Origin of the sequence: Leptothoe sp. ISB3NOV94-8A (assembly GCF_043421595.1) — a bacterium.
Lineage (GTDB): Bacteria > Cyanobacteriota > Cyanobacteriia > Phormidesmidales > Phormidesmidaceae > Leptothoe > Leptothoe turfae.
The window spans coordinates 4,595,853-4,619,411 of sequence record NZ_JAXSQW010000001.1; the positions used below are offsets into that span (position 1 = coordinate 4,595,853).

Sequence of the window (23,559 nt, forward strand, 5' to 3'; positions counted from 1 at the left end):
AATCGCTTAATCTCAGAATTTATCTAGAGTTTGAATTGTACTTTGCATAATTTAGGCTCCATAGTTAGGTTCTTCGCTGAGTTTGTCAAAGTAGGTAATAATAGCTTTTGCCCAAAGGCTTTCTTCTAAAACGTGTTTCAAAACTTCGACAAGAGTTGCCTTACCAGCTTGAAAATGACGTTCAGGATTGAGGAGCTGTTTACGAAGAGTTGCTAGTTTATGATTTTGAGATTGCTTAATTTCAGTAAACTCTGCATCGATTATAGTTAGAGCCTCTGATTCAGCATTAACAGAAGGATATTGCTCTTGAAATTTGCTCACTAAAGTTTGCAGGTCAGAAACTGTATGCTGTACTTCTGGATCAGCCTTGAAGTTATTTTGAGTAGCTATAAAATCTCCCGTGGGGTTATCACCAAAATTCACAGGACCATTAAAAGTAGGATTTTTAATGACACTTTTAGGTTCACTTGCCATTTGAGATATTTTTCTATCAGTTTGTTGAGTCGTTTGATCAATTCTAGACAATAAACTATTGACTGAAAGCCCTTCACTATCTAATAAATTTGCTCGTCCTTTGTTTTGAACCGCTATTTTATAAATTTCGAAATCATAGAAACCGAAATATAATTGAATAGCTTGCATGGCTTCCAAAGGTCTTTCAACTACCAAAATATTTTTGATAATTCCTTTTAAAGGTTCTAGTGTCTCAGGATAGCCTAATACTTTCACTGCCTCTGCAGCGTTTCGAGCAGTATTCTCGTTTGTACTCTCAAGCGCTCTTTTAAGAAAATCTCTAACTCCTTGCGTATGGTTAAATCTCTTTAGAAACTGAATAGCTTCTTTTCGAAGAGAATACTCATCATCCTTAACCGCAACTGACGCTATTGTAGTTAGCCCAACTTTCCCCCCAAAGTTTTCGAGGCCATAGAGCGCTCGTTTCCTAGCGTCTTTATTTCCAGTCTTCAATGACTCTTCTAGTATAGGAACACCTTTCCTATTATCAAATTGACTTAACGCATAAGCTGAGCATAACCGAACGGAAAAACTCTTATCCTTCAGGAATTTATATAAAGTAGCTGCATCCTTCTTTGGGTCGCCCAACAGACCAATGATTAGCACGGCTTCTTTGCGTAATTTAGAGTTTTTACTTTTCAAAAACTTTTTTGCATAAGGTAAAGCCTGGCTAGATTGGATCAAACGCAAAGACCTAACGACTTCTTCAACAACATATTCCTCATCTTTGAGAGCACCTATCAAAGCATCAGTAGCAGATTTTTGATGAAGTCTACCAAGGGCAGCAGCTGCAGCATGACGAACAACTTTATTACGGTCTCCAGTCAAAGCTCTTGTAAGAGACGATAATGCTCTGAAAGTTTTAGTAAACCCCAAGTGAATTGCAGCTCCAGAACGGACTGAAGATTCAGTATCCTTCTGGAGAACATCGATTAATCTATCCGCTACTTCATCTGGCAGTCTCATGCCTAGCCGAATACCTAAATGTCCCAGGGCATCACTAGCGTTTGAGCGTATAATCCAGTTATCGTCTAATAAAGCGCGCATGAGTGGTGGGAAAGCTAAGCTACTCCCTGTTTCACCCAGCAAATGTATGGCAATTTTCTTAGATTCTGAATCTGCTTCTAGCCGTTTTTCCAATATATTAATCACCTGCTCAGGAATACGTCTACCCAGATGTTCAGCCGCTCTTTTACAAACTATTGAGTCTGGATGATTAAGTGCATGTTTTAAGCATTCAATCGCCTCTTCATCTTGTAAGTCTCCTAAATAGTCCACCGTAAAACGTGGAACTAACCAGTCTTCATCATTATTCAATAGATGACAGAGATGTTTTACTACGTCACTACTACATAGCTCTTTTAAGGATACTGCTGCAATACGCCTAACACTAGGATCCTCATCAGCTAAAGCTTTTTTCAGATGATCATCAACAAGATGTTTATCAAATTTAGCTAATGCCCGTGCTGCTCGCCATCGATGATTTGAATCACCATTGTGAAGAATATCCAGTAAAAATGGAATAGCTTCTGAGGATTGTGACTGTCGTAAAAGCCAAATTTTCAGAGAGTCTTGACAATCCTTTTTAAGAAGAATTTTGATTGTTTTCTTTTGTAAGGGTTTTGATGTGGCACCAGCTAATCTTGCACCAAGTCGAAGATCAGTTTCCAATGCTAACTGAGTTACTCGAATCGCAATGCTTGGAGTATCTAAAAGAGACATCATCATTAATAACGGCTCTGTCCATTTCAGATCATTAAGACAGCATATCTGAAACGGGGTATACCCTTGCTCTAATTGATTCTGGAGTAACTGAGGTTCCTTATGTAACTTCTCTAAGAGGCATTCTGCAGCGTAGTATTCCTGAATTAGTTGATGCTGGAAAGTGATTTCTCTGTCGGAAACTGGTGTTAGAAAATGATACTTCTCCAGTTCGTGAATTCGAGAGGGATTACCTTGTAAAATACCAAATCTTCTTGAAAGAGAGTTTTCAGCATTCTCCCTAGATATAACTAAGCCAGAAACTAACGGATCTGAAGAGTTCAGCATAGTGAATGCTAACTCTTCTAGCCATGAATTCCAGGCCTGACACCGTTCTTCGGTAACAGGCGCATCTTCCTTATATTTTCTAAAGTGGTAACGAAAAAAATGTCTAAAGGCTTCTCCTAAAGTTTCTGCAAGAGTGCCAGTTTCTTTGAGCAGATGATACAGCATCCATAATACAAAGGGAGTGCGGCTCAGTTCACGATTATCTCGTCGAAAGAGCTGCCTGACCTGCTCTTGATGCTCAGGCAAGCATTCTTGTAAAAAGCGATTAGCCTCTGCTGGGCTCAGTGGCTGGATTTCTAGTTTACGTTGAATGCCCAGATCCCCTCTACTGAGTGAACGAGTTGAGCAAATGAGTGGAATTTCCAACTCCTGACACTCGTCACGAAATACACCTAGATGAGTATTGAACACACTTGCAGGTATTTCATTCAAACCATCTAATAGTAGGATGAAACGCTTATCAGCCAAAAGGGTATCGACTTCTGAAATGGAAAGTCGCAGATGGGGACGAATTGATAATCGAATCAATGTGAGTAACCCAGATGGATCTTCAGGACTCACAAAGCTGTCACGATACTGCTTCAGTTGAATAAGTACCGGAATGCGAGGTTGTGGTGATTCTAGTTCTTCTTTGGCTAATGTATCGAGGCAATGCCATAGGGCAGATGATTTACCAACACCTGGTGAACCCACTAGCAAAACATGCTCTGATTTGAGATATTTTCGAATGCCTTCTAAAAGAGGAAGCGTTTTTTTATTCGGTTGCTCTTCTTCATTCGGTTGCTCTTCTTCATTCGGTTGTTCTTCTGGAGAAAGTATTCTTTTATTCGATTGCTCTTTTGGTAGTTTACTCTCAGTTTGGACAAACTGCTTAAAGGTAAAAGTTGCTTGTTGAGCCTCAATCGTGTCGGTTAGCGCATTATCGCATCGCCATTTTTCGTAACGGCGACTAACGCCACTAAGATACGCCTGGATCTGACCAGCATCAACCATGCAACTTTAAATAGCTTTTTGCTATGAAAACGTATCCATCATAGTCATTTTGCTAAATTCATGCATAGGCTCAGCACAGGTGTAGTCTTGTCCTGATTAAACTTCCTATAGCAGCCTGCCCTCTGCCCTTTTCATTAAGAGAAAGAAAAGCAGAGGGCAGAGGGGCATCTAGAAAACCAATACGGTTACCCGAACTAATTACTAACCCCCTACCGACATCGGCTCCAAAGGTGACGAGTCCGACACCGAATCTACCGCTGTTGGAGTATCCACAATTGGATTACGCTTCTGAATCAACTCAATGGCTCGACTCACCTGTTCAGGAAAAATCACCACAAGCGCATCCTCAGGAGCATGCTCCAGCGCACATTCAATCGCTGCCGTCTCATCCAACTGAACAATGTGGGATGCAGATGAATCATCAGCTTGAGCAATGCCCTGAACAATTAGCCCGGCTGCATTACCCGCAGGTCGCCCTCGACCATCATCATCTTCTTTGACAATGATGTGATCAAAGAACGTCGCTGCCAGCTGACCTAAACCAATCAGATCCTGATCACGACGATCGCCCGGTCCGCCCACAACACCAATGGTTGGTCCCGACCAGTTCTTCACAAAGCCTCCCACCGCTTCATAGCCAGCAGGATTGTGGGCGTAATCCACTAACGCATGGAAATGGCCCAGATTGAAAAGATTCATGCGTCCCGGCGTCTGCTGAGCCGAAGCCTCAAAGCTACGCAACGCAGCCCGGATTTGCTCCACCTTAATGCCCTGCACAAAGGTGGCTAAGCTAGCCGCCAGAGCATTGGCAATCATAAACGGTGCCCGTCCACCCAAGGTTAGGGGCACCCGTTCAACATGCTCAATTCGGTGCACCCATTCATGCTGCAAGATAACAATATGACCATCATCGTAGACAGCAGCAATGCCTCCATCCTGAACATGATCTCGCACTAGAGGATTCTGCGAATCCATCGAGAAATAGGCCACTTTGCCAATTACCCGATCCGCCATCGCAGCTACCCGCTCATCATCGGCGTTGAGAATCGCATAGCCGTCAGCATGGACGGCTTCTGCAATGACCCCTTTTACCCTAGCCATTTGGTCAATGGTGTCGATGTCTCCTAGACCCAGGTGGTCAGCGGCCACATTTAGCACCACACCGACATCACAGTGACGAAACGCTAAACCAGAGCGCAGAATACCACCTCGGGCAGATTCCAAAACCGCCATCTCCACAGTGGGATCCTGCAAAATCATTCGGGCACTTTGGGGTCCAGTAGTATCACCTTTTTCAATCAGGTGATCTCCAATGTAAATGCCATCGGTGGTGGTAAAGCCCACTGCGTCATAAACCTGTCTCGCGATATGGGCAATGAGACGGGTTGTTGTGGTTTTACCATTGGTGCCCGTCACGGCCACAACCGGCACATGTGTGGGGGTATCAGGTGGGAACAACATCTGCAAAATCGGAGCCGCCACATTACGGGCTACACCCTGACTAGGAGCTAAATGCATTCGCAATCCCGGTGCGGCGTTTACTTCAACAATCACCCCAGCCGCCTCGCACAGCGGCTTGGTGATATCGGTGGTAATTACGTCGATCCCCGCAATATCTAGATCAATAATTCGTGAGACTCGCTCCGCTAACCACACCGTTTCTGGATGAATCTCATCGGTACGATCGATAGCTGTTCCACCTGTACTCAAATTCGCCGTTGCTCGCAGATAGGCCACTTGCTCTGGTTCTAGCACCGTATCTAGGGTGAAACCCTGCCGGTTCAGCATCTCATCAGTGGACACATCCAGCTTAATTTGGGTGAGTACATTGTCATGGCCATTGCCACGACGTTCGTCCTGGTTCTCTTGCTCCACCAGCTCAGCGATGGTGTCATGACCATTGCCTACTACATGAGCTGGCACCCGCTCTGCAACAGCAACCACCTGATGATTCACCACTAAAATGCGATGGTCGCGTCCGGCATAGAAATGTTCGACAATAACACCTCTAGAAATCTCCTTAGCTCGGTCATAGGCCTCTTCTGCCTCTTCCCATGAGCCAATATCCGTCGTGATCCCACGCCCATGATTACCGTCTAATGGCTTAATCACGATGGGATAGCCACCAAGGCGTTCAATAGTCTTTTCCAGCTCATCAAAATGATAAACCAGCTGTCCTGCAGGCACAGGTGCACCCATACTTTCTAGAATTGATTTAGTGCGCTCCTTATCACAGGCCAACTCTACACCGAGCACATTACTCGACGAGGTCAGGGCTGCCTGAACACGCTTTTGATATTTGCCGTAACCCAGCTGGAACAGATCACAGTTTTCCAACTCCATCCAGGGGATGCCACGGGTTTCAGCTTCGCCCACCAGGGCTTCAGTAGTAGCGCCCAAAGCTGCCTCAGTACGCAGTTCTTTCAGATCTGCCAGATCCGTTTGCAGCTCATCTACAGGGTAAGTCCCCGTTTCAACAATGCTTTGGCACAGTCGAACAGCAGCACGTGTGGCATAGCGCCCAGCTGCCTCATGTTTGTATTCAACAACGACTTGATAGATACCAGGGGTGCTAGTCTCACGGGTACGGCCAAAGCCAACGGTCATACCAGCCAACACCTGTAGCTCAAGGGCCACATGCTCCACAATGTGCCCCATCATGGTGCCTTCTTGCACACGACTTAAAAATCCACCTCGACACCCTGGAGAACAGTAGTGCTCTTCAAGACTCGGTAGCACCTGTACTAACCCATCGTAAAAACCGGGCAGGGTATCAGAAGGGCTATCCGCCAGATTTTCTAAATCTAGACGGACAACAATCAGCTTGGAACGACGGATACTCCAATAGTTAGGCCCGCGAAGGGTTCGAGTGTGCAGAATTTTCATAGGCGACAATAAGGTGTTTATGTAGATGCCAACAGAAATCAAACGAAGCCTTTCATTTCATACGCAAGGCTTACAAGCCCTTTCTCTTGAAAGAGTCTAGAAAGTAAGGAATAAACGCGCCTGCAAAGAAATTAGGCCCAGGCTGGTCAACTAAGTTTTTATATTTTTGTTAATTCAGCTACAGATGTATCTGATTTTAAGTGAATGATCTGAGATTTTGACTAGAATATTTCTTGAAAAGCTCCCATTTTTCCTCAATCTTTGCAACAAACCTTCAGCTCGAAAAGAGTGCCAAGTAGGCTGATTAGCTTTGCTTAAAGGGCATTGAGTAGCTGTATTGAATGATACAACACGGGTTAAATAGCATCACAAAGACATGCATTTTGTTATAAGTCCATGACATACTAAAAAACAAATAATGCAATTTATGCATTTATCACATGCAATTTTCGGAAATAATAGATGAGATCGGAGATTATCTATTGATCTTTAAAGCTATTAAACGGGTTGCTAACACTCCATTTTGGCGTTAAGCAAACATGCTTCAGATAATCGCTAGAGCTTGGATACCATTTCAAGATTAGGTGTACAAACTGAGCGGCACCTACAGTCGTATTGGTCGCCCTCACTTAAGATATGGACTCTTAAGTCATGGAGGCTCAACGGGGAATTGTCACCAGAGTCACGATAGTTTGTATGGGTTAGTTCCCTTGGATCAATGATGGTGACAGAGCCTTTGCCGATTACTTGAAAGGTGCCATCGCCTTTGAAAGCAGCACAGGTGTCTTCGTCAATGCCAATACCTAGTCGGTCAGGATTAGCTGCGATCGCACTCAACAACCGAGCCATGCGATTACGGTTATGAAAGTGCTGATCCACCAAAAGCTCAGGGATAAGGCCCAAACCATCCATCAAATCCACCAGTGAGCGGTTGGGTGATTCCCCACTACTGCCCCCCGAGATCATCTTTTCACCCATCACTGCAGCACCCGCACTGGTTCCAGCCACGACTAACGTGCCAGTTTTAAGGCGCTTCTTAAGTGTCGTTATAAACTTACTACCCTGAATAAAGTTGAATAGGCGCACCTGATCACCACCGGACAAAAAGATACCGGCACAGCGATCCAGCAGCTCAAGCCAACGGTCTTCATCACACTCGCGGGGACGTCGAATATCAAGGACATGAACGTCTTTGACTCCTAGCTGAGTGAAAATGCGGCGGTAGCGATCGCCAACGACACTGGGCTCCTGAGAGGCACAGGGAACAATGCCAATTACGGCCTGAGTCCCGCCGGCACTATTAAAGAAGTTCGTCAATATCTTGCGTTCACCGACCTTATCTTCTGCCCCTCCAATTACCATGACGGGGTACTGGGTCGGAATTACCATAGCTTAACGAACAAGAAGAGATTTTTACTAACGCATAAATGCATTCCTAGATAGTAAATCATATTGTTGTAGAGTTAACACAATCAGATTTTTACTCCTCCACAAGATAGATTTAGCCCCTCTATTTAATGCCTTAGCGCTTGGCCTCAGAGGTGCAGTTGCAAATCTTCAAAAACTTAAGTTGACCACAGTATACTCAAACAGATCTTGAAGGAGCACAACCCTCTATGGCTGACAGCTTTTTGCTAAGTCGAGTTTTACTACAGTTTGGCGAGCAGGCGGAGAATGTCATTGCTGATTTATCAGCCGTCGCCATGACTCCCGATGGCAGCCTCTGGGTAGGGTCAGATGAATGTGTAGCCGTTGAACGACTACAGCGTTTAGAAAGCTGTGTCTATGGCGATCATCAAGTCTTTCAGATCGGGGACTTTGTAGAGTTATTTGATAACGAATCAGAAATTGATATTGAAGCGCTAGGTTATTCAGAAGGCTATCTTTGGGTGATCGGCTCCCACAGTAGCAAACGTAAAAATGCCAAGGGGAAAGACCCCCAAAAAGATATTCAGCGTCTGGCAAAAATCAAGCACGATATCAATCGATACCTGTTGGCCCGTATCCCTGTTATCAAAGGGAAGCTAGTTAAATCGTGTGAGCTATCTGACGGCACTGAACTCACTGCTGCAGCCTTACAAAAAACAAAAGAAAACAATATTTTAATTCAGGCCTTAAAAGAGGATGAACACATCGGTCCTTTCTTAGACATCGATTTACCCTCCAAAGACAACGGCTTAGACATTGAAGGCATGGCAGTTGCTGGCCATAGGGTATTTTTAGGTTTAAGAGGTCCTGTTTTAAGGGGCTGGGCAATCATTTTAGAGTTAGAACTACAGGAGAAGAAACCAGGTGTGCTTTCTTTCAAAAGTCTAGGGACAGACAAGCTCTATCACAAACACTTTTTAGATCTAGATGGCCTGGGGGTTCGGGATCTATATTTTCACGATGGTGATTTATTAATCTTGGCTGGCCCCACCATGACACTCTCTGGAGAACAACAAATCTTTCGCCTCAAAGATATGTTAAACCATGGTGATGACTGTATCTGGCATAAAGATTCTGACAAATTAGAAGTTCTATTTGATATTCCTCTCACTATGGGTAGTGATTTTGCTGAAGGCATGACCTTGTTTCCCTGTTTGGGATATAAAGACAGCCTAATGGTGGTGTACGATCGACCTGCTGAAACGCGACGGGTGGGAACGGATGCTGTTTTTGCTGATGTTTTTCGATTACCCACTTAAGATTAACGCCCAAACCCTGAAACAGGCCGAGACATCTGTATAAGTTACTCCCATAAGACTTGGTTAGCAACCCTATACCTTTATTCTCTGGAGGAACTAATATCTCCATTGAGATGTCTCCTAAAAGGAGCAAACCGCCTTCCATCAGAAGAATCAGGGTGTATACAACACTTAGATTTTGTTGAGCTTCATTTTATACACCAGATTTAATACATGACATCTAATATCTCCGATATTCAAAAGACCATAGATAATAAATCAGATGCCTTGAACTTTCTACTCGTGGCTCTCATCGCCTCCAATAGTCGTTTCCAACGATACTATCCGTTATCACAGTTGTTTAACTATCAGCTAGGTTTGTTTCCTGATTTGCTAAACACGCTTAAGCGCCTGGTTAACCAAGGTTGGCTCAGACACACTTCAGAGCCTGAGAAACCAGCTATCTATCAGATCACACCGCTTGGCCAAGAAGAACTCAGTCAAGTGGATATGGATTCAGTATTTCAACAGCTAGAAGAGGATGTAAAAAATACAAAACTTCTCTCTGCTTTGCAAAAAATGCTATAGCATTTTTTGTTCTCCCACGTCATACGCCATGGGAGATATACCTATTTATTTTGCAGGCGTTTCGCAATGTCCAAACACACTGCTAATGGCGCATTGGTCTTAATGGCTTGGGCATCAAGATGCGTGCGAGTAGCACAATAATTGTTACCAGTTGAGCGATCGCAAATTCCCCTAATCAATCGATCCCTAGCAGGAATATCCATCTGCCCTCGCCGACCAATCTCCGCCAGTGGATAGTAGTAGGGGGGCATCGCAGCTTCTTGTAGCATCACCGCCAACCATCGTTGAATCCGCTGGGGCCAATGCCATTGGGTGGCTAAGACGGCCATTTGGCCCACATAGTCCACATCATGCAGCGGTCCCAACCACATGGGACCGCTGACCACAGGCGGTGCCCCACAGGCCCCACAGTTGAGTTGGCCTAACTGTCGCCAGTTGGCTGAACGAAACTGCCCACAGCTATGGCAATAGGCTAAAAACCCATAGTGCTCATCTTGCCAGGAGCCCGTGACAACTCGCACCATCACCCGGTGGATAAAACCGTTAAAAATAGAAAACACCGGCTCAATGTGAAACCCCCTAGAGGCCGCTTGCTGAGCCGCACAACCAATCAGCAGCCGCAGACCTTGCTCGTGCACCGCAGGATGGTTTCGAGCACAGGCCCCATAGATCTGCACACTTTTCGTCAGGGCATGGCCCCCGGTCGTACGGCCATCGGTACTGGTGAGATAGAGCAGTCCCCCCAGCTTAATTGCCCACAGTGCCGTATTGATAAATGGTGTGGGGCTACCAAAGCTGTCGATATCAATGAGGTCGTAATAGTCTTGCTTTTGCACACAGCTAAAAAATAGCTGGTTGGCATCCTGGTGGGTAATGCAGTAAGCCTCAGGTGCCATGCCATGGCGCAGGTTTTTGCCCAGTACTGCTTTGAGTTCAGGGTTACCTTCGTTGGCCCAAACCCAGTCAGCCCCAGCTTCTAGATGGTAGCGTAGCGGGCGGACGCCGCAGCCGGTCATGGCATCAATGACGCGCAATTGCCCCTGCTGTTGACGATAGATAGCGGCGGCCAGTACAGCTAAATCGCGTCCTATTTGGCTGGAGGAACGATAAAAGGCATTTGCGATCGCAAATCGTGCTTTTCCTTCCTGTTGATAGTCAGCATTGGGGTGTTCGGTATGGGATAGGCAGTGCCCACCCTGCATTTTGGGGTTCACGATTGACGCCTGACGATTCACACCGCCCTTTAACTTACCATTACCGCTAAATTACCGCCTCGATGGCTGCGGCTAACTGCTCAGCGCTTAGATCGGTAATCACAAATACTTCTTGAATCGACTTGCCTTTGCGGGCAATCAGCTTAAACCCACCGCGAATCGGGACCGATGACTTTAAGCGAAACTTTGGTGCATTTAAGCGACCGCAAGTAATCACAGCCGGAGTTAAGGTTTTAATTTGAGGATGGGTGGAAAGCTTTTGCAGGATAGGAATCAGCCCAGGGATGTGGGTGGAGTGGTTGAGGACAACCCGCCCATGGCTCGTGCTGTGGGTAGAGCCCATGCCTAAGCTTTCTCCAAAGGGGCCATGGTCAAGCCAGCTCGAATCAACTGACTGTGATAAAGCTCCGCCTGCTCCAGCGGACCGACCCAAACGGTCGCTTGCCCTTCGTAGTGTACTTGATTCGTCAGCTTCCAAGCCTGATCTGGCGTCATGTGGGGAATATATTTTACTAACGTCTCCGCCACATGCTGAAACGTGTTGAAATCATCATTAAGCACAATAACTTTGTAGTTAGGATACGGCTGCCGAGTGATTTGCTTTGCCTTTTCTTTTGTCACCGCAGGTGACGCAGAGGCCGCCTGAACGGTCGCATTCAAAACTACCGCCTTCATAAGTTATGACTTCTCTAAGACAACGGACATAACGGTCGAACCATCGCCTATGGGAGTGATCGTAGATGTCTTTATATACATTAACAAAATGCCTGTGAGGATTGGTAGACGCAATGGAGAGGGCATAGCAACCAATTGGAAAGCTACAGGGCAAGGGGCGTCAAGCCAGTTAGTTAGGCGTCACCCCTATGGGTACCATGGTGGCAAAAGCTTTGTATTGTAGGTAATCTTCAAGAAATAGCTGTCACAGCCGCTATCTTTGCAAGAAACTCTACTCAAACCCATCCAAAGCAACAAATCAACCTCACTTCTACGCAGATCACTAAGGGCAAGAAATATGAAAAACTGGCGCTGGCTAAAGGGTATTGGCCTTGGTATTCTCATGGCTGGCGGTGCAACCGCAATCCATGCAGCAGAGCCCTTGCCTCAGACTCTACAGCCTCTGCGCTTGGCCCAAAGCTATACCGACTTAGTGGCGGTTTCACTATTTCAACATTACTCAGCTGGCTACCCAGCCCCGATTTTGACGGAAGGTTTATCATCGCGACAAATTGATTCGATACATCTCAGTTTTGTCCGGCGTCTAATCGGCGACGCTGGTGATGAAGGCTCTGTAGTCGGCTATAAGGTGGCGTTGACTAACACTAAAGCGCAGTCCCAGCTAGGGATTAGCCATCCTTTGTACGGTTTTTTGCTAGAAAATATGTTGCTTGAAGATGGTGCTACCCTCCCTCTGGAGTTTGGCAGCCGCCCCCAAGCAGAAGGGGATCTGATGGTGCGTGTGGGGAGTGCCGACATTAATCAGGCTGACACAGATTTAGAATTGCTGGCTGGGTTAGACGCTGTCATTCCATTTCTAGAGCTACCAGATTTGGTTTATGAAGAGGATGCCGTTGTCAATGCTGGAGCTCTAGTTGCTGTGAACGTAGGGGCTCGCTACGGTGTGATGGGAAACCCAGTTGAACTTGAATCGGGAGATAGCGGCCTGGATCAGCTGGCCAATATTCGAGTGGTGTTGAACAACGATCGGGGGCAATTTTTAGTTGATGGTGAGAGCTCGGCACTCTTAGGTCATCCGATTAATTCGGTACGGTGGTTGCGGGACACACTACTCACCCAAGGTGTGGAATTAAGACCCGGAGATCTACTGTCTCTAGGCTCGGTTACTTCCCTGGTGTCCCTGGATGCTGGCACGGATATCATGGGTATCGAGGCTCGGTATTTTGGCCTTCGGGACAATGAGCGCTCAGTTGATCTTGAAGTATCGTTTGAAGTAGACGACGACTAACGGTTTCTGCGGTGTTTTAGGTGTCATAACGACGACATGGGTGCCTGGCGAATTTACAGGGTACCTTTGAGTTAGTGATCACTGTTTATGGGCTCTGCACTAAGCTCCTGAGCTACGTACAGACACCATTACAACAGTTTACTGAAGAGATTTTAGTTAGAGATTCTGTCATCTCCTTTGACAGACAGTTTCCCGACTGGTCTACGCAAAAGTTACCGAAACAAGTTCTGAAAACCCTGTAGCTAATCGTAAGAACAGTTAAATGGTTAAAAACACTGATTAATTTCCGCTTATTTAAGGTTGTCAGAAAAGAAGTCGTCATGTTTATTCGCTTGCGTTTTATTCAAGCTTTGCTGGCCACCCTCATGGTGGCTGCCGCCAGTCCCAGCTATGCCCTCAACTTTCCCCAGACTCGTGATCGGGGGGCCCCTGCCCGGGGTCCATCTCTGGCTACCCGGGGTCAAATTTGTCTCGATCCACAAAATCGTCCTTCTCTAACATCATTGCTACCTCACAATGCGATCGCAACCACATTTGGAGCCGACACTGACATCCCCATGGCTCTCTGGTTCTACATTCCAGAAACCGGTGCTGCCGCTGCAGAGCTAACAATTGTTAATGAACTAGGGGACGACGTTTATCAACAGACCCTTCAACTTCCTGACACTCCTGGCACCATTCAAATCGACTTACCTCGGTACCGGGCAGACGGAGTGACACCTAAATTTGAGTCCGGCTTCCTTTACTACTGGGATTTTGCCTTGATTTGTGACCCAGACGATCGTGGTGACGATGTGCTATTAGGCGGGGGTATTCAGCGTGTCGATGCCAGTCCAACTTTCTTGGCGGAACTGGACGCTGTGGCCAACGATCCTCTAGCTCAGGCCGAACTTTACGCAGCTGCAGGCGCATGGCAAGAGACCATTGCCTTAGCCGCCGCCATGCATCCCCAAAACCCCAATGCCTGGACTGAACTTCTCACATCAGTGGATCTTGCTGCCATAGCAGAGAAACCCATTTTGGGCCAGGATGAGCCGGTCATTGATGTACCCACACCTACGGCTATGCCGAATGGTGGTGACTCTGGTAACCTACAGCGACTGCTAGAAGGCATCAATCGCAGCGCTGACTAATGAACCTGAAAAAGCTCTGGTGGCAATGGCGAGGGGTGGCCATTGCCACGCCGACTGTAACTTTACTTGTAGTTCTAATTAGAGCTGTCGGTATATTGCAGCCTTTAGAATGGCGGACATACGATCAGTATCTACAGTGGCGACCTGAGGAAACAGATCCGCGCATCGCCATTGTTGGCATCGACGAACAAGATATTCGGGAACAGGGGCAGGCCATTCTCTCCGATGCCGTTTATGCGGAGGTGATTACCAAACTGGCTCAACAAGAACCTAGAGCCATTGGGTTGGATATTATTCGGGATGTCCCGGTAGAGCCAGGTCATGCCGAGCTGGATCAGGTTTTTCGTAACACCCCTAATCTGGTCGGTATTCGCACAATCTTAGGAGACAACGCCGATCGAGATGTGATTGATGCGGCCCCAACCCTGGAAGCATTGGGGCAAATCGGCATCAATGACGGCATTGTTGACAACGACAACACCATTCGGCGCGGATTGTTGATGGTGACCACACCCGAGGGAGATCAGGCCCCGAGCTTTGCCCTATATCTGGCTTTGCTTTATTTAAATGCTGAAGGCATTGGGCCTGAACCCGTCGGTGACACAGAGTTTTGGCAGCTTAATGGCGCAGTCTTTCGCCCTTTAGAAAAGAATGATGGTGGCTATGTGCGAGCCGACGCAGGTGGGTATCAAACCCTAATTAACTATCGCGGTGGCAGCGAGCTGATTGAAACGGTTCCCCTGAGGGACGTGCTCAATAATGAGTTGCCCGACGATTGGGCAAAGGATCGGGTGATACTCATTGGTTCTGTTGCCGAAAGCCTTAAAGATCGATTCTTTGTACCCCACAGCAGCAAAATGCTGGCCCTGCCGAAAACCATGGCCGGTGTGGAAATCCATGCCAACCTGACCAGTCAAATTATTAGTGCCGCCTTAGAGGGTCGAGTTTTGATTCGCACCTGGCCAGAACCGTTGGAAATTCTCTGGATTTTTATATGGGCCGCTCTGGGGGCTACGGTAACCTGGGTGCAGCGGAATCCAGGCAAACGAACACTGCTAAGACAAATGGTTCTGCTGGTAGCCATTGTCTCTATTCTGATTCTTGGGGCCTATGCTCTGATGTTGGCAGGTTGGTGGGTACCGGTGATGCCACCGCTCATGGCATTAATTGGAGCAGCCTCTGGGGTAAACACGTATTTGGCCCGCAGTGCTAGTCAGATTCGCCGCACGTTTAGCCGGTATCTGAGCGACCAAATCGTTGCCAATCTGTTGGAAAACCCTGACAATCTCAAACTGGGGGGAGAAACCCGTAAGATCACAATTCTCACCTCCGACCTGCGGGGCTTTACAGCGTTATCGGAACAGCTACCTCCAGAACAAGTTGTCAAAATTTTGAATTTGTATTTGGGCTACATGTCGGAAGTTATCAATGATTACAAGGGCATCATTGATGAGTTTATGGGGGACGGCATCTTAGTGATCTTTGGAGCCCCCAATATTGTGGCCAATGATAACCATCCGGATCGGGCCGTAGCATGTGCGATCGCAATGCAACAAGCCATGGTTCAAGTCAATGCCGCTATGCGGGCCAAAGGATTTCCTGAACAGGAAATGGGCATCGGCATTAACACCGGTCACGTCGTAGTCGGCAATATTGGCTCTGAAAAGCGTACCAAATACAGCGTCATTGGTAGTGCCGTCAACCTCACCTTTCGCATTGAGTCCTACACCACAGGGGGCCAAATCTTTATTTCTGAAGACACCCACCAAGAAATTGACTTGATCAACAAACATCGTCTGGCCACCCAAAGCAAGGTTGAAGTCTATCCCAAAGGGATTAAGCGTCCCATCACCATTTACGATGTGACCGGCATTGGCGGTGACCTCTACAACCTATCCCTAACGACAGAAACATTTCACCTGGAGCCTCTGCGCGCACCCATTGCAGTCGAATACGTTGCCTTAGAAGGCAAACAAGTTGGCGCACAACATCACGTTGGTAAGCTCTACAAACTGTCTGCCAAAACTGCCCTATTGCACATTGAAGACACTGAACCCCTGAGCCTGCTGACCAATATCAAACTTATCCTACAGACGCCATCAGCCCCTACAGAAGTTCGAGAAACTGACATCTATGCCAAGGTGCAGCAGCAGGGTGCAACCAAGCAAGAATATGTCATCACCTTCACTGCTCGGTCACCGGCTATCATTGCATGGATGACCCAACAAATTGCCCAGTAGCAACATGCTCGACCAACAGTCTGCTAGCTGAGGCCTTTCAACACGGTCAGGGCTTCGTCAACATGCTTTTTAGGGTTGAACTGGGAATTGAACAGATGACGCACGGTCCCAGTTTTATCAATCACGTAGGTAACGCGCCCCGGTAGCAGCCCTAAAGTAGCCGGTACACCGTAAGCAGAACGGACCTTCGAGCCAGTGTCACTAACGAGGGTAAAGGGGAGACTGTACTTGCTAGCAAACTTTTGATGGGAGTCTGGTGAATCACTGCTAATGCCAATCACCTCCGCTCCCAGGTCTTGAAAATCTTGGAAACTATCGCGAAATGTACAGGACTCTGTAGTGCAGCCGGGGGTGTCATCTTTTGGATAAAAGTACAGCACCACAGCTTTTTGCCCTTGAAAACTAGATAGCGTTACCGACGCTCCTGCTTGGGACTGCAATGTAAAGTCTGGAGCCGCGTCACCCACTTTAATCGCCATCGTTTTCGTTCCTTGTGCTTGATATTGTTAACATTTATTTAGCATACTGCGTCGGTAGAAAAATCAATAGTCTACTCAGTCCCCCCATCTACTGTTATGTCAAACACTTAAAATTCGACAATAAAAACTCTCGCTGTTAGCTATCCTACGATTTGCATAGTCGGCTGTTCTTCACTGGTAGCCCCCCGAGTATTGCGAATCACCCATGCAGCCATGGTAGGAAACATCTGGCACAGGCCAACGCTGATGTGCGCTAGCTGAGGTTGAATAAAACCGGCATGGAGCATACGCCCTAACTGCAAACGGCTCTGAAACTCTCGCCGCCAAAGGGTTTGATATTGTTGTTTGAAGTGAACAGCTGTTAACTCTCTTTTTAAGAAAGTGTCCACCAGTGGGGTAGCTAATTCAGCCGTGCGTAACGCCATGGCCATGCCATCGCCACACAGGGGGGTAATCATGCCTGCCGTATCGCCGAGCATACAAATGTCGCCGTCAAAATTACCTTTGAGGGCAAAGGAGATCTGACGTAGACGATGTTTTTGAGCATGGCCATAGCTCAAATGGCTCAGTCGCTCATGTAAAACAGGGTTAGCGTGAAGCACATCAGGCAGGTTTGGATCGTCAGCATCTTGGAGAATTTTGCGATGGCCAATCCAACAAAGGTTAATTTGTCCTGTCTCGATGGCAGAGAGACCGCAGTACCCTCCAGGGAAGGCGTGGAGTTCAATGGTTCCAGGTAGGTCTAACCCGGTGCAGTGGGCTTTAAATGCAACCCAGGGGGATGGCCGATGGGTAAAGGGGCGATCTAGCTGGGTGTCTAAGGTCGAACGCTTACCATAGGCAGCCAGTACGGCCCGAGATTGAAAGGTACCTTGGGTGGTACGCACAGAAAAACCAGTGTCTAAGTTCCCTTCGATTTGACGGACCGTTGTGCGATCGCAACAGATTGCCCCCACAGCAGCAGCACGCCTAAACAATATTGAATCTAGCTGAAATCGACTTAATCCAAGGGCTGTGCCAGGTAAGTCCTGTGCAAAATTGGCCCCAGCTGCTGTGGTCACCAATGCCCGATGTATGGGATGCGCTCCAATCTGTTGCACCGCCTCTAAAACCCCAAGACGGGCAAAATTGGCAATCACTTCAACCGACAAAAATTCACCACAGAGCTTGTGGGCAGGATAGCGTTGCTGCTCTAATAGCAATACCTGCCAGCCAGCTTGAGCTAATTGAATAGCGGCACTACAGCCCGCCAGCCCCGCCCCAACAACAATAACGTCATAGATCATGCTCGCTAAACCTTGAGCGTCGTCAATAACCAACGGAACGGCCAATACCAACGGACTGTGAATGCTGGCAGTTCAGCCTTTTGAGCGATCACGTCTAATTCCTGGGCACGAAAGCCGCGCAACACCGAAATCGGGCCATCATTTTGCATCATCTCCGATGCCTGAAATAGTCGAGTCAATGTATAAATACCAAAGTAGGCCAGGGGATGACGATGCAAGTCATTGATCAGCACACCACCACGGGAAACCCGCTGCATCGCCTTGACAATCTTCGTTGCTCTTTCTTCAGCAAAGTGATGCAAAAACATTGCACCCATAGCAACATCAAATTCATCATCATCGTAAGGTAAATTCAAGGCATCTGCCACTTCAACTCGAATTCTGTTTTTTAAAGCATCCGGCAATCTTTTTGCCAAAGCTTGGTTAGCGTACTCAACAGTGACAGGATTTGCATCAATGGCAACAATTTCTAGATCAACAGCAGGATTCTGTTGATCAGCCCAGCGCACAATATACTCAGGAAAATCAGCAATGCCCGTGCCTAAATCCAAAATGCGAATAGGTGCAGCCGATGACTTGTTCGCCGCTTTAAGCCAGGGAGCAAGCACAGCCATGGTGGTACCATAACCGCCTAAAAATCGATTCACGAATCGCAGCTGTTCAAGGGCCGTTGTCAAACGACTGTCCGTAATGGAAAAATCATCCATTAACTCGTCTTCATCGGTACGGGTTTCAAAAGAAATCATCGTCATGCACCCACCTGTTGAAAGAGACACCCCTCAATAGTTAAACCAGGACCAAAGGCCATGGCAATCCCATTTTTCAAATTAGTCTGCTGTGACAGAATCTGTTTCAATACAAATAAGATGGTGCCAGAGCTCATGTTGCCGTATTGTCGTAATACCTCATAGGAAGACTGAAGAGTCCCTTCAGCCAGCTGTAGTAAATCATGTACCTGGTCAAGAATCAGTCGCCCACCCGGATGAACGGCCCAAAAGTCGATGGCTGATTCTGTCAGGTTATTTCGATCTAACAACGTTGTGAGATACGCCGGTAGATACCGAGCAATCGCCTGAGATACCTGAGGGGACAGAGTCATCAAAAATCCTGTGTTTCCTATGGTCCAACTCATCAGCTCTAGGGTGTCATTGGTTAATAGGCTATAGCCATCGACATAGGCCAGCTTACCAACCGCTTCAGTATCTGACTGCGCCGATATAATCGCTGCTGCTGCACCATCGCCAAAGAGGGCATTAATCACCACACTTTCTAGAGAATCGTCTGGCTGGAAATGCAAGGTGCACAGTTCAACACAAACCAATAGCACACGAGCATGGGGATCACTCTGACAGATAGCATGGGCTGTCTTCAGCCCATTAAATGCGGCATAGCAGCCCATAAATCCAATGATGGTGCGATCAACATCTGCCCGCAGGCCTAACTGCTGAATCAATTGCACATCCAGCCCTGGCGCTGAAAAGCCAGTACAACTGATGATGATCAGATGGGTTATTGACGTGGGATTTAACCTTGCCTGCTGAATAGCTTGGGAAGCTGCTGATTCGGCAATCTTTGGTGCATAGCTTTGGTAGAGCTGATTACGAACTGCAGTGCTTGGAAGTGGAGTAAGGTGCCAGTTATCTGGGTAAAAACTGAAATTAGGAGGTGCTGTTAAATAATCTTGAATACAGGTATAGCGGCAGTCGATGCCAGATTTCGCATAGATTTTTTTAAGGCGAGCACGTACCGGTGGTGAAAGGCCCTCTAGCTGGGACATAAACGTCAGCGAGTCAGCTTGGGACAGTCGAAAAGGCGGATTAGCCGTTGCAATCGATTCCAGAACGGTATGCATACAGTAAATCCCGCAACGTAAGAATGAAGATCAGAACGCCCCCTCACTCTAGCGAGCGTAAGAATTTTTTGCATAACGAATAAAGCGTTCTCAGAGCTTTCTTATCAATCACCTGTCAATTTAGTCGGATGCTGATGGTTTAAAGGCAATAAAGGCAGCATGAGCTTTAGGGAGTTGATAACGGCCATAGGAACGCATAGTTTGAACTTTAAAACCAATCCGTCGCAACTTATGGGCAATATCTGTTGACCGGTATAGTTGCAAACGATGAACTTCATCATCCCGTCGATAGTGCTCATCCACTTTTCGCAGGGTAATGATGCGGCGGGTCAAGATTGATTTCTCTGCATTTTCTTCTTTCTCCACCAGCACAAGCCAGTTGTTACCTTCGGTAAAATGTTGCTCGTCGTTTTTGTCTATCTGTCCAGGTTCTGCAATATCAAAGATAAAAACACCACCTGGTTCAAGGGCTTGATAGATACGCTTGAACAGTTGGACTAACAACTGCTCATTGTTATCTGGATCAAACAAGTAGTTGAGACATTCACCAATGGCAGTGACCACCTTGCATGTTGGAATCTCAATTTGGAATAGCGATGCAACTCGAAAATCTGCACTTGGAACTCGGGTTCTGGCTGAGGCAATCATTGCCTCAGAAATATCAACACCTAGGACTTGATATCTTGCCTTGATGAATTCTAGTGTTGATATGCCACTACCACAGCCTAAATCAACAATCAAACCATTTTGAATATTATTTTGGCTCAAAGTAGTGAGGATACCGGTAGATGCATTGAGTGCATAGTCACTGTAGCCTGCATCATGGATATAGGAAAGGTCCTCTTTGTAGAAATCTGCCATTGCTTAACAAAAGTTCTGTCTGAGCTATCAATTCACTGGATAACGCTGTTTTTAATTATGCAACTCACAGTTGTCATTAGACCATTGTGCCGAGTCTAAAAAGCACTAAAGAGACATAAGGCAATCGTTAAAGCTACTGTTTGACGACCAGCTTTAACGGTGTCTGCTCATCCATCCACCGTTGATGGGTTTCAAGGCTCTCCTGAATCGTATCTGTGACCTGGCCCAAATCATTCACCAATGCTATGGACTGTCATAGTGACATCAACAGAACAGCTATGAATTCGCTAGATGACCGCTCAATACAAACCCCTACTTTAAAGACCATGAGCCAGGACAAACTTACTGCTGCCCTGGCTGATTAGATATGGATATAATCAGTTAATCCAGCTGCCAAGAGATCATACGAAGTTTCTTCTCTGTGTCTCGCACAGCCGTTAACAGAAACTCCTTGCCATCACGCCGAATAGCAGATGATGCAATCCGACTGACCTGCCCCGCAATATCAGTGCCCACACGCGCGATTTGACCGTTGCTCTGCACTTGATAGGCGATCATGCGCAGAATACCTTCACTATCTTTGACCGAGGCAATGACCTTGCCCCCCGGTGCCGCCGTGAGGTCCACAATGCTGGCAAAGCCTGCTGTGGTCGAAGCCTTACGCTGAATCTGGCCGTTGGCCTGCACCTGCCAGGTGATCAGTTTCAGATTGGCATCTTCATTGCTAAAGGCAGTTACCACAATGTCGTTGCCCGCAAGCTGGGCTCTCACAATGTTCAGCTCTCCCTTGATAGCACCCGCCTCAGCATCGCCTCGACGAGAGAACGTTTTGGCAGCTGAGTTAAAGGACCAGGCAATGAGCTTGAGTGTGCGATCGCTCCCGGTTGTAGCACTCACCACCCCAGCAAAATCGGCACGGGTTGTGGCCACCGCAATATCCTGGACTGGACCAGCATCAATGTCACCTCGACGGATAATATTCAAGGAGGGAGTCACTTCCCAGGCCACCAGTTTTAAGTCATTCTTCATGCCTCGGGTTAGCGTAATCACCCCTTTGCCATCGGGAAAAGGCGTTAAGGCAATTCTCTTAACGGGGCCAGCAACGGCATCATCTCGACGTGTCACCTGACCGCTACTCGAAATCTCCCAGGCAATCAGCTTCAGGTTATCATTCGCATCTCGAAAAGCAGTGACTGCATCTGCACTACTGTAGTCCGGGTGCACCAGATTCACCTGGCTAGCCGCTCCAGCTGTAACAACTTCACCACGGGTCAGTGTCCCCAAATCGTTCACCCGATACGGGATCAGTTGTAATTTACCTTCCGAGTTTGAGAAGACTGCGATCGATCCATCCAGGCTGGCCTCCTTAAAGTCACCGCCCATATCAGTATCCTGTCGCAGAAACTGCGTGATGTCGTAATGCGCTGGAACGTTAGCTGCAGGCACCGCCAGCACAATTTGATCAACCAGCTTCCTGAGGGGGGTAATCTCCTTCATATTGATATTGGTGGCTACAGCAACATGGATACGGCTCAGATCAACGCCGTTCAATGAGGTATAACCGTCCGGGAACATGGCAACGTATGCCGTACCGCTATCGTGAATTAGACCACCATGGGCAAGTTTGCCACGGTCATTGCTATTCCAGGCCATTTTTTCCAGCTCTGGCCCAGTATACGTATTCTCCAGATCAGCCGTAATATACGTCAGATCCTGAGCCGATGCGCGGAAGCCACCTGCTGCCAACCCTGTTCCCGAATTCTTGGGTTTAATAGGAACCGGTGTCCCTTGATCGTTATAAACATGGCTGCGAGCCTGACGGTTACCAAGTTTGGTGCTTTCGGGCAGTACCGCCTCGTGGAGGCCGAGCGATCGCAAGTACGTGTTCACAGCATAGTCGCGATAGGACTTGCCAGAAAGTGCTTCAATGACCAACGTCCATATTCCCAGGCTGTGGTTAGCATACTCAGAATTTGTACCGGGCTGAAAGATCAATTGCTGGGTTCTGAGAAAGTGCTTATGAATGTGTTCATAGGTCACCAATGCTTTATCTTTGATGTTGAACATAGCGGCTGCACCATTGAGGCTACCGCTGCCGTAAAAACCAGCTGCATGATCCAACAGGTGTTGCAGGGTGATTTGGTAGTACCAGTTTTTGTTCGGAGTAGGACTGAGTGCAATGTCTTCCGCAAAGCGATTCTTAAATAAACCACTCGGGCCATACAGCTTTTGTTGCTGAGGATTAATGCCCTTTGCTCGCATCAGCTGCCAGCCAGCAGGTCCTGTTACAACGGCCTTGGTCACACTACCAATACGGCTGCTCATAAAGGGCTCCATGGTCTGTTTTGTTTCGGCGTTAGCCCAGCCATAGCCTTTAGCTACAATTAGCCGACCGTTTTTTGTGACGGCCACAGTCATGCCAGGCAGTTTTTCTGCTTGCATTAACTTTTTGATCAATTCATCTACTTTAGGTTCAAGGCTAGTCCAAGCGTATCCTGAAGCTGGAAGTTCCATAGTATTCTCCTTTTTTAAAATCTAGACGGCTCTCGACAAAGAGACTCTTTGAACATGAACAACAAACCACCAGAAGCGTTCTGGAGATTGTTGTTATGCTGCCAGCCACTTACAAACAAGGCGATTATTTTCCACAACCCATGTTGCTTTTAGGCGCACTTTGGGTGCAATTTGTCCCGTAGCACCAGATTTACAATTGTTTTTTTGGGTAGTTGAAAACATGACACAGACTCCAATCAGTTTGTCTATGCCTATCTAAACCAAACACCAACTGAGATCTTGACCGAGTTCTTAGGACTTTTGACCGACTTTTTTCCAAATT

General features: G+C 47.1%; 17 protein-coding genes. 5 read left to right on the plus strand and 12 right to left on the minus strand.

Annotation, left to right across the window (positions count from 1 at the left end; all coding sequences use genetic code 11):
* Positions 1–51: 51 nt before the first annotated feature.
* The 3 genes from SPB21_RS19470 to SPB21_RS19480 all read right to left on the minus strand — a co-directional run bounded on the left by SPB21_RS19470 (position 52) and on the right by SPB21_RS19480 (position 7,830).
* Positions 52–3,555, minus strand: coding sequence for a HEAT repeat domain-containing protein (locus SPB21_RS19470; protein ID WP_499867519.1), 3,504 nt, complete (start codon positions 3,553–3,555; stop codon positions 52–54).
* A 201-nt stretch (positions 3,556–3,756) separates the two neighbouring features.
* Positions 3,757–6,441 carry a cyanophycin synthetase gene (cphA, locus tag SPB21_RS19475; RefSeq protein ID WP_499867521.1) on the minus strand — a complete coding sequence of 895 codons (2,685 nt, stop codon included), beginning with the start codon at positions 6,439–6,441 and terminating at the stop codon, positions 3,757–3,759.
* A gap of 555 nt (positions 6,442–6,996) precedes the next feature.
* Complete coding sequence (locus SPB21_RS19480) at positions 6,997–7,830, minus strand: cyanophycinase (protein ID WP_163662191.1); 834 nt, start codon at positions 7,828–7,830, stop codon at positions 6,997–6,999.
* A 227-nt stretch (positions 7,831–8,057) separates the two neighbouring features.
* Here SPB21_RS19480 and SPB21_RS19485 point away from each other — a divergent pair, with 227 nt between their 5' ends.
* Together SPB21_RS19485 and SPB21_RS19490 are read left to right on the plus strand one after the other, a co-directional pair.
* Positions 8,058–9,128 carry a DUF3616 domain-containing protein gene (locus tag SPB21_RS19485; protein WP_499867522.1) on the plus strand — a complete coding sequence of 357 codons (1,071 nt, stop codon included), beginning with the start codon at positions 8,058–8,060 and terminating at the stop codon, positions 9,126–9,128.
* A gap of 213 nt (positions 9,129–9,341) precedes the next feature.
* Positions 9,342–9,695: a hypothetical protein gene (locus tag SPB21_RS19490; protein ID WP_163662195.1), complete on the plus strand. Its 354-nt coding sequence runs from the start codon at positions 9,342–9,344 to the stop codon at positions 9,693–9,695.
* A gap of 41 nt (positions 9,696–9,736) precedes the next feature.
* Here the strand turns inward: SPB21_RS19490 and SPB21_RS19495 are convergent, their stop codons facing one another.
* Genes SPB21_RS19495 through clpS form a run of 3 tightly spaced genes read right to left on the minus strand, consistent with a single transcriptional unit; the run spans position 9,737 to position 11,584 of the window.
* Positions 9,737–10,897 carry a class I SAM-dependent methyltransferase gene (locus SPB21_RS19495; RefSeq protein WP_499868728.1) on the minus strand — a complete coding sequence of 387 codons (1,161 nt, stop codon included), beginning with the start codon at positions 10,895–10,897 and terminating at the stop codon, positions 9,737–9,739.
* Between the two features lie 58 nt (positions 10,898–10,955).
* On the minus strand, positions 10,956–11,252 hold the full coding sequence (locus SPB21_RS19500; RefSeq protein WP_499867523.1) for a DUF2103 domain-containing protein: 297 nt from the start codon (positions 11,250–11,252) through the stop codon (positions 10,956–10,958).
* A gap of 2 nt (positions 11,253–11,254) precedes the next feature.
* Positions 11,255–11,584 (minus strand): ATP-dependent Clp protease adapter ClpS, encoded by a 330-nt coding sequence (gene clpS / locus SPB21_RS19505; RefSeq protein WP_006516073.1) that lies wholly within the window; start codon positions 11,582–11,584, stop codon positions 11,255–11,257.
* A 337-nt stretch (positions 11,585–11,921) separates the two neighbouring features.
* Between clpS and SPB21_RS19510 the strand changes: the two genes are divergently transcribed.
* The 3 genes from SPB21_RS19510 to SPB21_RS19520 all read left to right on the plus strand — a co-directional run bounded on the left by SPB21_RS19510 (position 11,922) and on the right by SPB21_RS19520 (position 16,245).
* Positions 11,922–12,872, plus strand: a complete 951-nt coding sequence (locus SPB21_RS19510; protein WP_499867525.1) for a 2-keto-4-pentenoate hydratase — start codon at positions 11,922–11,924, stop codon at positions 12,870–12,872.
* Between the two features lie 320 nt (positions 12,873–13,192).
* Entirely contained in the window at positions 13,193–14,005 is an 813-nt protein-coding gene (locus SPB21_RS19515) for a DUF928 domain-containing protein (RefSeq protein WP_499061189.1), read from the plus strand.
* Positions 14,005–16,245, plus strand: coding sequence for a CHASE2 domain-containing protein (locus SPB21_RS19520; RefSeq protein WP_499867527.1), 2,241 nt, complete (start codon positions 14,005–14,007; stop codon positions 16,243–16,245). The genes SPB21_RS19515 and SPB21_RS19520 overlap by 1 nt, the downstream gene beginning before the upstream one ends.
* Positions 16,246–16,268: 23 nt before the next feature.
* Here the strand turns inward: SPB21_RS19520 and SPB21_RS19525 are convergent, their stop codons facing one another.
* The 6 genes from SPB21_RS19525 to SPB21_RS19550 form a co-directional block, all read right to left on the minus strand.
* A complete protein-coding gene (locus SPB21_RS19525) occupies positions 16,269–16,724 on the minus strand; it encodes a peroxiredoxin (protein ID WP_163662201.1) in 456 nt (151 codons plus the stop codon).
* A 140-nt stretch (positions 16,725–16,864) separates the two neighbouring features.
* Entirely contained in the window at positions 16,865–18,061 is a 1,197-nt protein-coding gene (locus tag SPB21_RS19530; protein ID WP_250565637.1) for an NAD(P)/FAD-dependent oxidoreductase, read from the minus strand.
* The gene (locus SPB21_RS19535; RefSeq protein ID WP_163662202.1) at positions 18,016–18,762 is read right to left on the minus strand and encodes a methyltransferase domain-containing protein; all 747 of its coding nucleotides are present in this window, start codon (positions 18,760–18,762) and stop codon (positions 18,016–18,018) included. Before SPB21_RS19535 ends, SPB21_RS19530 begins: the two co-directional genes overlap by 46 nt.
* On the minus strand, positions 18,759–19,862 hold the full coding sequence (locus SPB21_RS19540) for a type III polyketide synthase (protein ID WP_163696860.1): 1,104 nt from the start codon (positions 19,860–19,862) through the stop codon (positions 18,759–18,761). Before SPB21_RS19540 ends, SPB21_RS19535 begins: the two co-directional genes overlap by 4 nt.
* A 120-nt stretch (positions 19,863–19,982) precedes the next feature.
* The gene (locus tag SPB21_RS19545) at positions 19,983–20,723 is read right to left on the minus strand and encodes a class I SAM-dependent methyltransferase (protein WP_163696862.1); all 741 of its coding nucleotides are present in this window, start codon (positions 20,721–20,723) and stop codon (positions 19,983–19,985) included.
* Between the two features lie 381 nt (positions 20,724–21,104).
* Positions 21,105–23,237, minus strand: coding sequence for a serine hydrolase domain-containing protein (locus tag SPB21_RS19550; protein WP_499867529.1), 2,133 nt, complete (start codon positions 23,235–23,237; stop codon positions 21,105–21,107).
* Between the last annotated feature and the right edge of the window lie 322 nt (positions 23,238–23,559).

Excerpts from the sequence above, each read along its gene's own strand:
- SPB21_RS19515 (WP_499061189.1), top strand. The coding sequence starts at position 13,193 with ATGTTTATTCGCTTGCGTTTTATTCAAGCTTTGCTGGCCACCCTCATG.
- SPB21_RS19535 (WP_163662202.1), bottom strand. The coding sequence starts at position 18,762 with ATGACGATGATTTCTTTTGAAACCCGTACCGATGAAGACGAGTTAATG.
- SPB21_RS19520 (WP_499867527.1), top strand. The coding sequence starts at position 14,005 with ATGAACCTGAAAAAGCTCTGGTGGCAATGGCGAGGGGTGGCCATTGCC.
- SPB21_RS19485 (WP_499867522.1), top strand. The coding sequence starts at position 8,058 with ATGGCTGACAGCTTTTTGCTAAGTCGAGTTTTACTACAGTTTGGCGAG.
- SPB21_RS19550 (WP_499867529.1), bottom strand. The coding sequence starts at position 23,237 with ATGGAACTTCCAGCTTCAGGATACGCTTGGACTAGCCTTGAACCTAAA.
- SPB21_RS19490 (WP_163662195.1), top strand. The coding sequence starts at position 9,342 with ATGACATCTAATATCTCCGATATTCAAAAGACCATAGATAATAAATCA.
- SPB21_RS19510 (WP_499867525.1), top strand. The coding sequence starts at position 11,922 with ATGAAAAACTGGCGCTGGCTAAAGGGTATTGGCCTTGGTATTCTCATG.
- SPB21_RS19545 (WP_163696862.1), bottom strand. The coding sequence starts at position 20,723 with ATGGCAGATTTCTACAAAGAGGACCTTTCCTATATCCATGATGCAGGC.
- SPB21_RS19480 (WP_163662191.1), bottom strand. The coding sequence starts at position 7,830 with ATGGTAATTCCGACCCAGTACCCCGTCATGGTAATTGGAGGGGCAGAA.
- clpS (WP_006516073.1), bottom strand. The coding sequence starts at position 11,584 with ATGAAGGCGGTAGTTTTGAATGCGACCGTTCAGGCGGCCTCTGCGTCA.
- SPB21_RS19495 (WP_499868728.1), bottom strand. The coding sequence starts at position 10,897 with ATGCAGGGTGGGCACTGCCTATCCCATACCGAACACCCCAATGCTGAC.
- SPB21_RS19540 (WP_163696860.1), bottom strand. The coding sequence starts at position 19,862 with ATGCATACCGTTCTGGAATCGATTGCAACGGCTAATCCGCCTTTTCGA.
- SPB21_RS19525 (WP_163662201.1), bottom strand. The coding sequence starts at position 16,724 with ATGGCGATTAAAGTGGGTGACGCGGCTCCAGACTTTACATTGCAGTCC.
- SPB21_RS19500 (WP_499867523.1), bottom strand. The coding sequence starts at position 11,252 with ATGGGCTCTACCCACAGCACGAGCCATGGGCGGGTTGTCCTCAACCAC.
- cphA (WP_499867521.1), bottom strand. The coding sequence starts at position 6,441 with ATGAAAATTCTGCACACTCGAACCCTTCGCGGGCCTAACTATTGGAGT.
- SPB21_RS19470 (WP_499867519.1), bottom strand. The coding sequence starts at position 3,555 with ATGGTTGATGCTGGTCAGATCCAGGCGTATCTTAGTGGCGTTAGTCGC.